Below are 13,135 nucleotides of genomic sequence, written 5' to 3'. Positions count from 1 at the left end.
CGAGTGTATCCGCGCCGCATCGGGGAACATGGCCGCAGGCGGTCGCTTCGGCGCCCCCGACGACAGGAGACGATCATGGCGCTGTTCAGGGCGAAGAAGCCGGCCGGCAAGCCCGGCGAGTGGTTCTACTGCATCGAGCACCACAAGGTCGAGGAAGGCCCCGAGTGCCCGGCCAAGGACCGCTTCGGCCCCTACGCCACCCGGGAGGAGGCGCAGCGCGCGATGGACACCGCCGCCGAGCGCAATCTCCAGTGGGACACCGACCCGCGCTGGCACGACAAGGGCGACCGGGACGACGAGGACGGGCCCGCCGCCTCCTGACCAGGTACGCGCCTCACGCCGCGGGCGCCGGTGCCTGTTCCGTCCCGGCCGCCGCGTCCTGCTCCACGGCGCCCTGCGGCACGGCCGGATGGTCGTTCGCGTCGTACGACATCAGCTTCGGCAGCGCCGCCGCCAGCGCGACGACCGCCGCCGCGCAGGCCGCGCCGCCGGTCCACACCGACGTACGGGCACTGCTCAGCGCCGCCACACTGCCACTGCGCAACTGGCCGAGCTGCGGGCCCACCGAGTACGACAGCAGCTCGATACCGGCGAGCCGGCCGCGCAGTTCGTCGGGGATGGTCTGGTTCCACATCGTGGAGCGCCCGATGCCGCTGATCATGTCGCAGCCGCCGGCCGCGCCCAGGAACAGCAGCACCAGCCAGACCTGACCCGTCCAGCCCGCCGCGGCCATCGCCAGGCCCCAGCCCGCCGCCGAATACACCACCATCCGGCCGTGCCGGTGCACCCGCGTCGTCCACCCGCTGGTCAGACTCACCGCGAGCGAGCCCACGGACCCGGCCGCGTACATCAGGCCCAGCGACCACGGCGCGTGCAGGTCGTCCGCCAGGAACGGGAAGATCGCCGCCGGGTACGCGAAGAACATCGCGGCCATGTCGATCGCGTACGTGCCCAGCAGCTCCTTGCGGCTCCACGCGTAACGGGCGCCCTCCGCGATCGAGCGCAGGGACGGCGGCTTCGCGTCGTGCGCGGCCGGCGACCGGCTCAGGCCGAGGCCGAGCGCCACCGAGAACGCGAAGGTCGCCGCGTCGGCGGCGTACGCCCACGACAGGCCCGCGTACGCGATCACCAGGCCCGCGAGTGACGGGCCCGCGATCGCGCCGACCTGCCAGCGCAGCGCGTTCAGCGCCGCCGCGGCGGCGAGCTGGTCGCGCTCCACGATCCGCGGCACGATCGCGTCCAGCGCCGGGCGCTGCAATCCCGTCAGCGCGCTCGACAGGGCCGCCACCACGTACAGCGGCCACACCACCGGGTGCGGCAGCAGCGTGTTGACCAGCAGCGCAACCGCGAGGAGGCCCTGGGCGGCCTCCGTCGCGTTGATCAGCAGCTTTCTGTCCATCGCGTCGGCCAGGGCGCCGCCGTACAGCCCGAACACGATCAGCGGCACCAGCTCCACCGCGCCGATCGCGCCCACCGCGACGGCCGAGCCGGTCAGGTCCTTGATCTGGACCGGCAGGGCGACGAAGGTCAGGAAGCTGCCGAAGTTCGTGACCGCTCCGGCCACCCACATCCGCCGGAAGTCCGGTGACGTGCGCCACGGCGCCAGATCCGGTAGAAGGTTGCGCCTTTTCACCGGCCGCATCCTCCCTGACCTGCGTCCCCCCGGCAAACCCTTTTCCCGCCCCCGCGGAAGTGGGTGCCCCGTAGGGGCGCGGGGAACTGCGCGCTCAGCCCGCGCGGGGCTGCGGGTGAAAAACCGCCCCCAGCGGGGCAGATGCTGTTGTTTTTGCGACCACCGGCCGGTGGGGGCGGGCCGCGCAGTTCCCCGCGCCCCTATCGGGCACCCACTTCCGCCGGCGCAGCGCTCGTCCCCGCGCCCCTAAAAGACCTCGCTCGCCGTCAGGCGAGAAGACGCCGCACTCCGCAGGAGACCTCGGGCACCCCGCCCCCCGGAGGGGGCGCTACCAGCGCGGGGGTGGGGTGGTGAGGCGGTCGGCGAGACGGGAGAGACGGTCACGGAAGGGGCGGCGCCCCCCGGGAGGGGGCCCCGCGGCGGCGCTGACGAGGTGCTGGACGACGTCCAGGGAGAGAGCCGGCTCGGGCGGGAGAGTGAGGGCGTCGTGGGCCAGACCGGCGAGGTCACCCCCGGGGCCGAGGGCGAGGACGGTCGCCCCGGAGCGCCGGGCCGAGTCCACCCGCTCCAGCAGCGGAGCGCCGGGCGCCCCGGGCGCCACCACGAGCAGCGTCTCGCCGCGCCCGGCGGCGGCCAGCCGCCCGAGGTCCACGGCGAGGTGCGCCGGCGCCCCCGGCGGCACCCGGTACCGCACGAGCGTCGGCGAGAGCGCGGGAAGACCGCTCCACGCGGCCTCCTCGTCGAGATGGGCGGCCAGATGCCACGGCTCGTACGCGGCGGTGCCGACCAGCAGCAGCCCGCCGGGCCCGCGGCGCACCGCGGTGGTGAGCGTCCCGGCGAAGGCCCGGGTGGCACGCAGCCACTCCGTGCCGGCCAGCATCTCCCGGAGCAGCGAGACCCGTACGGCGTCCATGTCACGGCATCCTGCCGCCCCCGGAGTGATCCGCACCACCGAACGCCCGTCGAACACCGGCACCCGCTGCCGCGGCCCCCGCGGACCTGGCAGGATCGCCGGTATGACTACCCCTGAGGATGAGAAGACCGCTGCCGCGCCGGCCCCGGCCAAGGACCCGTGGGAGCTGCCGGACGTGTCCGGCCTGGTGGTGGGCGTGCTCGGCGGCACCGGCGACCAGGGCCGCGGGCTCGCCTACCGGCTGGCCCGGTCGGGACAGAAGGTCGTCATCGGCTCCCGCAGCGCCGACCGCGCGGAGTCGGCCGCCGCCGAACTCGGCCACGGCGTCGAGGGCGCGGACAACGCGGAGTGCGCCCGCCGCAGCGACATCGTGATCGTCGCGGTGCCGTGGGACGGCCACGCCAAGACCCTGGAGTCGCTGCGCGACGAACTGGCCGGCAAGCTCGTCGTCGACTGCGTCAATCCGCTCGGTTTCGACAAGCAGGGCGCGTACGCGCTCAAGCCCGACGAGGGCAGCGCCGCCCAGCAGGCCGCGGCCCTGCTGCCGGACTCCCGGGTGACCGCCGCCTTCCACCACCTGTCGGCGGTGCTGCTCCAGGACCCGGAGATCGACGAGATCGACACCGATGTGATGGTGCTCGGCGAGGTCCGCGCCGACACCGACATCGTGCAGGCGCTGGCCGCCCGCATCCCCGGCATGCGCGGCGTCTTCGCCGGCCGGCTGCGCAACGCCCACCAGGTCGAGTCGCTGGTCGCCAACCTCATCTCGGTGAACCGCCGCTACAAGGCCCACGCGGGCCTGCGCCTGACCGACGTCTGAGCCGTACACCGGCCGGCCGGGGCATGGGGGACAATGGGCGGACCACCGTACGCGTCCGCCAGGACAGGAGTCCCACCCCATGCCCCGCCTCGCCCTCTACGCCCTCATCGTGTGCGTGCTCGCCGTCGCCGCCGCGGTCGTCTCCTTCGCGAACGGCAGCTTCCTGGGCATCGTGTGGGTGCTGCTCGCCGGGCTCACCAGCAACATGTGCTGGTACTACTTCCGCAAGGCGCGGATGGACGCCGCCGCCGCGGCGACCGCGGACGCCGGCCGCCCGCAGGGCTGACGGGACCGGCCTCGGCCGTCAGTTGTACGGCCCCGGCCGTCAGTTCTTCCAGAACCGGAACAGCGTGTAGCCGTAGTCGGTGTAGTCGCGCGGCACGTCGAACCAGCCCATCACATGGTCGATGAAGTCGAAGAACGCCACATTGACCGACGGGATCCACAGCACACCGAAGACCGCGAGCAGGCTGAACTGCGCGAAGGGCTCCACCTGGCGGCGGGTGGCCGGTGACAGCCACGGCTCGACGATGCCGTAGCCGTCGAGCCCCGGCACCGGCAGCAGATTGAGGATCGCCGCGGTCACCTGGAGCATCGCCAGGAAGGCCAGCGCCGCGAGGAAGTCGGTCGGCCAGGAGTCCAGCGCGCCCAGCGCGAAGGGCAGCATCAGCAGGACCGCGAACAGCACATTGACCAGCGGTCCGGCCGCCGAGATCAGGCTGTGCCGCCAGCGCCCGCGGATCCGGCCGCGCTCGATGAACACGGCGCCGCCGGGCAGGCCGATACCGCCCATGATCACAAAGACCACCGGCAGCACGATGGACAGCAGCGCGTGCGTGTACTTCAGCGGGTTGAGCGTCAGATAGCCCTTGGCGCCGATCGAGATGTCACCGCTGTGCAGGGCGCTGCGGGCGTGCGCGTATTCGTGCAGGCAGAGCGAGACCACCCAGGCGGACACCACGAACAGGAAGACCGCGAAGCCGCGGTCGGAGGCGTACTCGGTCCACACCGCCCAGCCGGACACCGCCGCCACCGCGACGATGCCGAGGAAGATCGGGCTGACCCGCCGGTCGCTGCCGCCGCGGCGGTCGGCCCCGCGGATCGATGTGACGCTCATGGACGGACTCCTGGCGGGACGCGGGGACGGTACGGGCGGACGGCCCGGTGGACGGCGGTGCGGCGCGCGGGCGCACAGCGAGCGTACGGGAGGGGCCGGGGGCACGGGCACGGGACGGCGCGGGCCGTACCGGCAGAACGTCCGGCACGGTCAGAGGGTTCCGGCGGCCGCCGGTCCGTACGCCGCCGTACGCGGTCACGGCCGGCCGTACGCGGTGGTGGGCGGCCGTACGCGGCCGGTCCGTAACCGGGGCGCGCTGATCGGCGGGCCTCCGTAACAATGGGGCCGTGCGATACGTGATTCTCGGCACCACTCAGGCCCTGCGCGACGACGGTACGCCCGCCACGCTGGCGGGTGGTCGGCTGCGCGCGCTGCTGACGGCGCTCGCGCTGCGGCCCGGCCGGGTGGTCACCGCGGACGCGCTCATCGACGACGTGTGGGACGGCGACCCGCCGGCCGGCGCGACCGGCGCCCTCCAGGCGCTGATCGGGCGGCTGCGGCGGGCCCTCGGCCATGACGCGGTCGGCTCCGTCGAGGGCGGCTACCGGCTGGAGGCGGCTCCCGACGACGTCGACCTCTACCGTTTCGAACGGCTCGCGGAGGAGGGGGCGCGGGCGCTGGCCGACGGCGATCCGGTCAAGGCCGCGGGGCTGCTCGGCGACGCGCTCGCGCTGTGGCGCGGGCCCGCGCTCGCCGATCTGCCCGACCGCGGCACGGCCGCCGTCCGCAGCGAGGCGCTGCGCCGCGACGCGCAACGGCTGCGGCTCACCGCCGAGTTGGACCTCGGCAGGTCGGGCGCCGTCCTGCCCGAGCTGGCCGAACTCGCCGCCGCGCACCCGCTGGACGAACCGCTGCGCGCCCTGCACATCCGTGCCCTGCGCGCCGCGGGCCGCACCGCCGACGCGCTCGCCGCGTACGAGTCGGTCCGCCGCGACCTCGCCGATCAGCTCGGCGCCGACCCCAGCCCCGAACTGCGCGCCCTGCACGCCGAATTGCTCAACCCGGGCCCGCTGCCCGGCGATTCCTGGCCCCCGGCCGGCCCGGCCCGCGGTCGCGGCCCCGGCCCCGGCAGCCGCGAAGGCCGTACGCCGGGCGGCCGTACGCAGAACGGCCGTCCCTCCGCCGGCCGGGGTACGAGCGGCCGGTCCGGGCAGGGGCGGGACGGCGCCGCGCCCGCGGCGGACGGCTCGGGGCACGGCGCCGCCGCGCACCCCGGCGGCAGCCGGTCCGCGCCCGGCAACGGGCGGGTGCGGCTGACGAGTTTCGTCGGCCGGGAGGCCGAACTGGCCGCGGTACGCGGCGATCTGGAACGGGCCAGGCTGGTGACGATCACCGGTCCTGGCGGTACGGGCAAGACGCGGCTGTCGCAGGAGACCGGCGACCTGGTGGGCGGCCGGTGGAAGGACGGCGTCTGGTACGCGGAACTGGCGCCGGTGAGCGATCCGCGCACCCTGCCGGAAGCGGTGATCAGTTCGCTGGGGCTGCGCGAGACGCTGCTGCACGCGGGCGGCGCCACCGAGGCCGCGCTCGCCGTGGAGACCAAGAGCAAGGACCCGGCCCGGCAGCTCGCCGACTACTGCGCGAGCCGCAGCCTGCTGCTGGTGCTGGACAACTGCGAGCACGTCATCGACGCGGCCGCCGCCCTCGCCGAGCAGCTCCTCGCGGCCTGCCCCGACGTCTCGGTGCTCGCCACCAGCCGCGAACCGCTCGGCGTACCGGGGGAGTTGGTTCGGCCGCTGGACCCGCTGCCGGACCCGACGGCGCTGCGGCTGCTGGCCGACCGGGGCGCGGCGGCCAGGCCCGGCTTCTCGACCGAGGAGGACCCGGTCGCCTGCGCCGAGCTGTGCCGCAGGCTGGACGGCCTGCCGCTGGCCATCGAACTGGCCGCGGCCCGGCTGCGCAGTCTGTCGCCGCGCCAGCTCGCCGACCGCCTCGACGACCGCTTCCGGCTGCTGACCGGCGGCAGCCGTACGCTGCTGCCCCGGCAGCAGACGCTGCGCGCGGTCGTGGACTGGAGCTGGGACCTGCTGGAACCGGCCGAGCGCATTCTGCTGCGCCGGCTGGCCGTCTTCCGCGGCGGCTGGACACTGGAGGCCGTCGAGGCGGTCTGCGCCGACCCGTCGCCCGCGCCGCCCCCCGGAACCCCCGGTGCCGTCCCCGGGCCCGACCGGATCGACCCGCTCGACGCCGCCGCGCTGCTGTCGTCCCTGGTCGACAAGTCCCTGGTGCTGGCCGAGGTCACCGACGACGGCGTACGGCACCGGATGCTGGAGACGATCGCGGAGTACGCGGCCGAGCGCCTCGACGGGTCCGGTGAGCGCCCGGCCGTCGAGCGCCGCCACCTGACGTACTTCCGTGAGTACGTCCGCACCGCCGACCCGATGCTGCGCGGCGGTGGCGGCGCGGGCCAACTCGTCTGGCTGGAACGGCTGGAGCGCGAGCACGAGAATCTGCGGGCCGCGCTGCGCCGGGCGGTGGAGCTGGGCGACGAGCAGGAAGCCCTGATCCTGGTGCTGAGCTGCTCCTGGTTCTGGGAGATCCGCAACTACCTGTCGGAGCGCCGCCATTGGCCCAAGGCGGTGGCCGCGCTCGGCCCCGACCCGTTCGCGGCGCCGCCCGCCCTGGAGCCGCTGGACCGCGGTCCGCTGGACGACCCGCCGCCGCTGGAGGGCGAACGCCTGCTGGAGGCCAGGCGCTGGGTGCGGATAGAGGACATGGCGTCCTTCGAGGGCGAGTCCGAGTGGTGGCAGGACCCGCATCTGGTGGCCGTCGGCGAGGCGCTGATCGCCACCTACCCGCCGCATCTGCCGCAGTCCGCGCGCTTCCCGGGCATCATGCGGCCCTACGGCGCCTTCTTCTCCGGCGACTTCGAGCGGCTGCACGAGCTGATGAACCAGACCGTGGGGAGCTGCCGCGCCCACAACCGGCAGTGGGAGCTGGCCTTCGCCCTGCAACTGCGCGCGAAGATCAACAACGATGTGACCGAGCGGCTCGGCGACTCGCTGGCGGACATCGCCGAGAGCCGCAGGCTCTTCCAGCGGCTCGGCGACGAGTGGGGCACCGCGGAGACGCTGTCCGCCGAGGCGGAGGCGGCCTCCAACGGCGGCGACTGGACGCACGCCGCCGAGTGCTGCCGCGAGGGCATCGCGCTGGCCCGCAAGATCGGCTCGCACCAGCATGTGCCGGTGCTCATGGTGCGGATGGGCGAGGCGCTGTACAACGCGGGCCAGGAGGAGGAGGGCGAGCGGCTGCTGCGCGAGGGCGTCGACTCCGCCGAGCTGTACATCGCGGCCGGCGAGGGTGCGGGCTTCTACGGCCGGGTCGTGCTCGCCGGGGTGCTCGCCCGCCGCGGCGCGCTGGAGGAGGCGCTCGGCCTGGTCGACGAGGCGGTGGCGGTCAGCGCCGGGGGCGGCGCGGGGGTGCCCGGTTTCATCAAGGGCATGCTGCACGCCATGCGCGGCTTCCTGATCGGCAAGCTGGGCGAGCCGGTCACCGGCCTCGCGATGGTGACCGAGGGCGTCGAGGAGCTGATCCGTCACCCGCTGGCCCATGTCATCACCCCGCGGCTGGCGATCATGCTGGCGCCGGGCGTCGTGGAACTGCTCACCGACCTCGCCACGCGGGAGGACTCCGCCACCGATGGCGCGGGCCCCAGGAACGAGGCCCGGGCCCGGCGCGCGGTGCTGATGCTCAACGCCAACGCCAGGCTGCGTCCCGCCGTGATGCCGCCGGCGGAGAAACGCGAAATGGCCGACGCCGAACGGAGACTGCGCGCGTATCTCACCGACGCCGGTTTCGAGGCCGCGTACGCCGAAGGCGACGGCATCTCCGTGGAGGAGGCCGTCGCCCTCATGCGCGATGTGGACTGACATCCGCTGACCGGTAGGTCCGTGCCCGGCGGCGCCGATGTGTCCGGCCGCTCAGGTGCGCTTGCGGAAGCGGGCCACCGCCAGCGGCATCGTCACGACGGTGATGCCCACCGACCAGGCCAGCGTGATCCACACCGGATGGGCGTACGAGCCGCCGTTGATCATCGCGCGGGCCGCGTCGGCCAGGTTGGACAGCGGGTTGACCTTGGTGAAGCCCTCCAGCCAGCCGGGCATCGTGGTCGGCGGCGCGAAGATCGAGCTGCCGAACTGCAGCGGCATCAGCACCAGCATCGCCACGCCCTGGACCGCCTGCGGGGTCTTCATCGCCAGGCCCAGCAGGATGAAGATCCACATCAGGGACGCGCCGAACACCGCGGACAGCGCGATCGCCCCGAACAGGTGCAGCACATCGGTGTGAATGGTCAGGCCGAGCGCGAAGCCCATGCCCAGCAGGATCGCGATGGCGATCATCATCCGGCCCAGCTCCACGACGATCTTCGCGATCAGTACCGAGGAGCGCGCGATCGGCATCGTACGGAAGCGGTCCATGACGCCCTTGCGGAAGTCGTCGTTGACACCGCTGCCGACGGCCATGGAGATGTTCATGCCCATCATGGCCATCAGGCCGGGGATCACATAGTTCACGTACTCCTGCTGGTTGCCCTTGCCGGCGACCGCGCCGCCGAAGACGTAGACGAACAGCAGGGTGAAGATGACCGGCATCAGGACCGCGTCGAACATCGACTCCGGGTCCTGCTTGATCTGCAGCATATTGCGGCGGGCGAGCGCGCCGATGTGCCGCAGGTTGGCCCGCAGGCCGATCCGTCCCTCGTCCGCGGCGGCTGCCTTGGCGGGGGCGGTGATGGTCGCCGTTGCCGCGCTCATGCCGCGACCTCCACTTCGTTGTCGACCCGGGTGCTACGGGTGTCGCTGCCGTTGTCGTCCCCGCCGCCGTTTCCGTCTCCGGACGGCTGGCCGGCGCCGTCGTCGGTCTTCTTGCCGGTGATGGCGAGGAAGACCTCGTCCAGGCTGGGCAGATGGGTGCCGATGTGGGCGATGGAGAAGCCGCGGGTGCCCAGCAGCCCGACCACGGCGGTCAGTTGCTCGTCGCTGAGGATCGGCACGTTCACCGCCTCGTCCTTGGCGTCGACGGTGGCGCCCGCCACGCCGTCGAGCCCGGCCTCGGTGATCGCGGCGGCCATCGCGGTCAGCGCCGCGGGATCGGTCGGCCGGATCACCAGGGTGCGGCCGCCGACCTTCGCCTTCAGCTCCGCCACCTTGCCGTTGGCGATCACCCGGCCGCGGTCGATGACCGTCAGCTCGTTGGCGAGCTGCTCGGCCTCCTCCATGTACTGGGTGGTGAGCAGGACGGTCGCGCCCTCGGCGACCATCCGCTGCACCTCGGCCCACACCTCGTTGCGGGTGCGCGGGTCGAGGCCGGTGGTCGGCTCGTCCAGGTAGAGCACCGACGGATTGCCGATCATGCTGGCCGCGAGGTCCAGGCGGCGGCGCATACCGCCGGAGTACTCCTGCGCCGGGCGCTTGGCGGCCTCGGTCAGCGAGAACCGCTCCAGCAGCTCGTCGGCGCGCGCCTTGGCGTCCTTGCTCGACAGGTCGAGCAGCCGCCCGATCATGTACAGGTTCTCCCGGCCGGACAGCTTCTCGTCGACCGAGGCGTACTGCCCGGTCAGACCGATCACCCGGCGCAGCTGGCGCGGCTGGCGCAGCACGTCGTAGCCGGCCACCCGCGCGGAACCCGCGTCGGGTGCGATGAGCGTGGACAGCACCCGTACGAGGGTGGTCTTGCCCGCTCCGTTGGGCCCGAGGACACCGAGCACCGTTCCCTGGCGGACGTCGAGGTCCACCCCGTCCAGGGCCTTGGTCGCACCGTAGTGCTTGACCAGACCCCGCACCTCCACGGCGGAGTGTCCGCCGTCGTCAGTCAGTCGCTTCGTCATGCCGACAACAATGGCGCGGCCCGCTGACATCACACCGATATCGCACCGACAGCCCCTGACACCCGGTATCGGTACGTGTCAGCGACCGCTCGCCGATATGTCGTTCACTCTCGCCCGCGCCCTACATCGGGACGCTGACCAGCAGCTTTCCGTCCTCGGCCCGGACGTCGAAGCGGCTGATGTCGGCCTTGTGCAGTCCGGCCGCGCCGTGCACGGTCAGCGGCCTGGGCTGCGTGTCGACGCCGTAGCCGTCCACCGGCACCGACCAGGAGGCCACCGTCTGGCCGTTGCCGTCACGCGCGACCACCACCAGCTTGCACGTCAGCGGGCCCCGCACCCCGGACAGCCGCAGATCCACCACGCTGCCCCAGTTCTTGTCGGCGATGCCGACCGTCGCCTGAACCCCGGTCGCCGGATCGCTCGCCGAGCGCCGGTCGGCGGAGAAGGTCTGCGTCGCCACCGGCTTGCCGCCGCCCCCGTCGTCGGTGGCCAGCACCGCGACCGTCGGACCGCCGATCACCAGCACCGCGGCCGCCGCGACCGCGACCAGCCGCCGCCGCTTGCGCGCCCGGCGCTCGCCCGACACCTCGGCCAGCAGCCGGTCCAGCATCGCGTCGCCGTCCGGCAGCCGGGCGAAGGCGACACCGTCCTCGCGCATCTCCTCCAGCACCGGCAGCAGACCGCTCAGCTCGTCCAGCTCCCGGCCGCAGCTCTCGCACCCGGCCAGATGCTCCTCGAAGCGGGTCATCTCCGCGTCGTCCAGCGCCCCGAGCAGATAGGCGCCCACGTCGACATGCGGTGTCATGTGGTGGTCACCCCTCTCTCCTCCAGCGCGTTCCGCAGGGCGCGCAGCGCGTAGAACACCCGGGAGCGTACGGTGCCCTGCGGCAGCCCCAGTTCGTCGGCCGCCTCATTGACCGTACGTCCCCGGAAATACGTCTCGACCAGCACCTCGCGGTGCGCCTCCGACAGGTCCTGCAAGGCGTCGGAGATGGTCATCAGCCGCAGCGACCGCTCCAGCTCGTCCCGGGCGGGCAGCTGGTCGAGCGCGGCGGGCGAGGTCTCCGGCGGCCTGGCCTGCCGGCTGCGGTGGCCGTCGATCACGATCCGCCGCGCCACCGTCACCAGCCAGGGCCGCAGCGAGCGGGCCGCCGGGTCGAGCTTGGCGGCGCTCTTCCAGGCCCGCAGCAGCGTCTCCTGGACCACGTCCTCGGCCAGATAGCGGTCGCCCGCGACCAGCCGCAGCACATAGGCGTAGAGCGCGCCCGCGTGCTCGCGGTACAGCGCCCGCATCAGCTCCTCCTCGGGCGCTGACGCCGGCGGTCCCGTCGGTTCCGGCGGCCCGGGGGATCCCGGAGGTGGTCCGTCCACGGCGGCATCCTGCCGTACCTGCCGCCGCCGGTCGAGTTGACCGGTCGCGAGCCGCGCCATCAGTAGCCGTGGCCTTTGCCCGGCGCGGTCGGCCTGTGAGTGGTGAAGGTCATGGTGACGTCCGGCTCGTGCGAAGGTCGCCGCCTCTCGGCGGTGCTCGACCTTCCATACGGAAGCCGGCGCCGGATGACTCACCCGTTCCGGACAAAACCTCGGGCGGTGCCCGATGTCTCCTGCGGAGTGCGGGAGTCATGTTTTTAGGGGCGCGGGGAACTGCGCGCCCAGCCGAAGCGCGCCTTCGGACAAAGAATCGCCCCCAGCGGGGCAGACGCTGTTGTTTTGCGACCACCGGCCGGTGGGGGCGGGCCGCGCAGTTCCCCGCGCCCCTTTGGGGCGCCCTCTCCCGCAAGGTGCGGGTCCTAGGGCCGGGCCCTAGTGGAACGTGTGTTCCTCGGCCGGGAAGGCCGAGCCGACGACATCCTCGGCGAAAGCCTTGGCCGCGTCGCCGAGGACGCGCCGCAGATCCGCGTACTGCTTGGTGAAGCGCGGCACCTTGCCGCCGGTGAGACCGGCCATGTCGGTCCAGACGAGAACCTGCGCGTCGGTGTCGGGCCCGGCCCCGATGCCGATGGTCGGGATGTGCAGCGACCGCGTGACCTCGGCGGCAAGCTCGGCCGGGACGAGTTCGAGGACGACGGCAAAAGCGCCGGCCGCCTCCGCGGCCTTGGCGTCGCGGACGAGCTGGTGGGCCGCCTCGTCGCCGCGCCCCTGGACGCGGTAGCCCATGGTGTTGACCGACTGCGGGGTCAGGCCGAGGTGGGCCATGACGGGGATGCCGGCCCGGACGATCGCCTCGGTCTGCGCGAGCGACCGCTCGCCGCCCTCCAGCTTGACCGCGCCGACGCCCGCCTCCTTGATCAGCCGGGTGGCGCTGCGCAGCGCCTGGACGGGGCCCTCCTGGTACGAGCCGAAGGTCAGGTCGCCGACGATCAGCGCGCGGCTGGTGCCGCGCACCACGGCGGCGGCCAGCATCGTCATCTCGTCCATGGTGACCGGGACGGTCGTGTCGTAGCCCAGATGACAGTTGCCCATCGAGTCGCCGACCAGCATCACGGGGATGCCGGCCTCGTCGAAGACCGACGCCGTCATGGCGTCGTACGCGGTGAGCATGGGCCACTTCTCGCCGCGCTCCTTGGCCAGGGCCAGGTCGCGGACGGTGATGCGGCGGGTGCCGGTGCCCCCGTAGAGCGCCTTGGGGTTGTCGGAGGTGCCGGAGGAAGTGCCGGAGGTGGTGCCGGCGCCCGCGTCGCGGGCAGCGGAAAGCTGCGTCATGGTGACGGCTCCTTCAGTCATCTCGAGGCGCCCTGACGGCGTCCCCGGATCCCTTCCATGCTGGCACGCCGTGCCCGGTCCGGAAAGAGGGGGATCGTTTTTGCCGCAGCTTTACGATACGA

The 13,135-nt window shown here is 73.1% G+C and carries 12 protein-coding genes; 4 read left to right on the top strand and 8 right to left on the bottom strand.

Going from position 1 to position 13,135, the window contains the following annotated elements:
• Positions 1-75 precede the first annotated feature (75 nt).
• Positions 76-321, top strand: coding sequence for a hypothetical protein (locus BM076_RS13905; RefSeq protein WP_093713810.1), 246 nt, complete (start codon positions 76-78; stop codon positions 319-321).
• 13 nt (positions 322-334) lie between these two features.
• On the opposite strand, the gene BM076_RS13900 is transcribed toward BM076_RS13905, so the two are convergent.
• Positions 335-1,642, bottom strand: a complete 1,308-nt coding sequence (locus BM076_RS13900) for an MFS transporter (protein WP_093713809.1) — start codon at positions 1,640-1,642, stop codon at positions 335-337.
• A 319-nt stretch (positions 1,643-1,961) separates the two neighbouring features.
• A complete protein-coding gene (locus BM076_RS13895; protein ID WP_093713808.1) occupies positions 1,962-2,546 on the bottom strand; it encodes a hypothetical protein in 585 nt (194 codons plus the stop codon).
• Between the two features lie 103 nt (positions 2,547-2,649).
• On the opposite strand from BM076_RS13895, the gene npdG reads away from it, so the two are divergent.
• Both npdG and BM076_RS13885 read left to right on the top strand, forming a co-directional pair.
• Positions 2,650-3,366 carry an NADPH-dependent F420 reductase gene (gene npdG, locus BM076_RS13890; protein ID WP_093713807.1) on the top strand — a complete coding sequence of 239 codons (717 nt, stop codon included), beginning with the start codon at positions 2,650-2,652 and terminating at the stop codon, positions 3,364-3,366.
• A 79-nt stretch (positions 3,367-3,445) separates the two neighbouring features.
• The gene (locus tag BM076_RS13885; protein ID WP_093713806.1) at positions 3,446-3,652 is read left to right on the top strand and encodes a hypothetical protein; all 207 of its coding nucleotides are present in this window, start codon (positions 3,446-3,448) and stop codon (positions 3,650-3,652) included.
• Positions 3,653-3,691: 39 nt separating this feature from the next.
• Here the strand turns inward: BM076_RS13885 and BM076_RS13880 are convergent, their stop codons facing one another.
• The gene (locus tag BM076_RS13880) at positions 3,692-4,483 is read right to left on the bottom strand and encodes a site-2 protease family protein (RefSeq protein WP_093713805.1); all 792 of its coding nucleotides are present in this window, start codon (positions 4,481-4,483) and stop codon (positions 3,692-3,694) included.
• A gap of 287 nt (positions 4,484-4,770) precedes the next feature.
• Here BM076_RS13880 and BM076_RS13875 point away from each other — a divergent pair, with 287 nt between their 5' ends.
• A complete protein-coding gene (locus tag BM076_RS13875; protein ID WP_093713804.1) occupies positions 4,771-8,352 on the top strand; it encodes an AfsR/SARP family transcriptional regulator in 3,582 nt (1,193 codons plus the stop codon).
• A 51-nt stretch (positions 8,353-8,403) separates the two neighbouring features.
• Here the strand turns inward: BM076_RS13875 and BM076_RS13870 are convergent, their stop codons facing one another.
• From BM076_RS13870 to panB, 5 genes are all read right to left on the bottom strand, one after another.
• Positions 8,404-9,237 carry an ABC transporter permease gene (locus BM076_RS13870; protein WP_093713803.1) on the bottom strand — a complete coding sequence of 278 codons (834 nt, stop codon included), beginning with the start codon at positions 9,235-9,237 and terminating at the stop codon, positions 8,404-8,406.
• On the bottom strand, positions 9,234-10,310 hold the full coding sequence (locus tag BM076_RS13865) for an ATP-binding cassette domain-containing protein (RefSeq protein WP_093713802.1): 1,077 nt from the start codon (positions 10,308-10,310) through the stop codon (positions 9,234-9,236). The genes BM076_RS13870 and BM076_RS13865 overlap by 4 nt, the downstream gene beginning before the upstream one ends.
• A gap of 121 nt (positions 10,311-10,431) precedes the next feature.
• Complete coding sequence (locus BM076_RS13860; RefSeq protein WP_093713801.1) at positions 10,432-11,115, bottom strand: zf-HC2 domain-containing protein; 684 nt, start codon at positions 11,113-11,115, stop codon at positions 10,432-10,434.
• Positions 11,112-11,603, bottom strand: a complete 492-nt coding sequence (locus BM076_RS13855) for a sigma-70 family RNA polymerase sigma factor (protein ID WP_245796043.1) — start codon at positions 11,601-11,603, stop codon at positions 11,112-11,114. Before BM076_RS13855 ends, BM076_RS13860 begins: the two co-directional genes overlap by 4 nt.
• 510 nt (positions 11,604-12,113) lie before the next feature.
• Positions 12,114-13,013, bottom strand: coding sequence for a 3-methyl-2-oxobutanoate hydroxymethyltransferase (gene panB, locus BM076_RS13850; protein ID WP_093713799.1), 900 nt, complete (start codon positions 13,011-13,013; stop codon positions 12,114-12,116).
• Positions 13,014-13,135: the final 122 nt, after the last annotated feature.

Source organism: Actinacidiphila alni (genome assembly GCF_900112845.1).
Lineage (GTDB): Bacteria > Actinomycetota > Actinomycetes > Streptomycetales > Streptomycetaceae > Actinacidiphila > Actinacidiphila alni.
The sequence above is the reverse complement of the archived record's forward strand: the minus strand, read 5'-3'. Positions and strand labels throughout refer to the sequence as shown.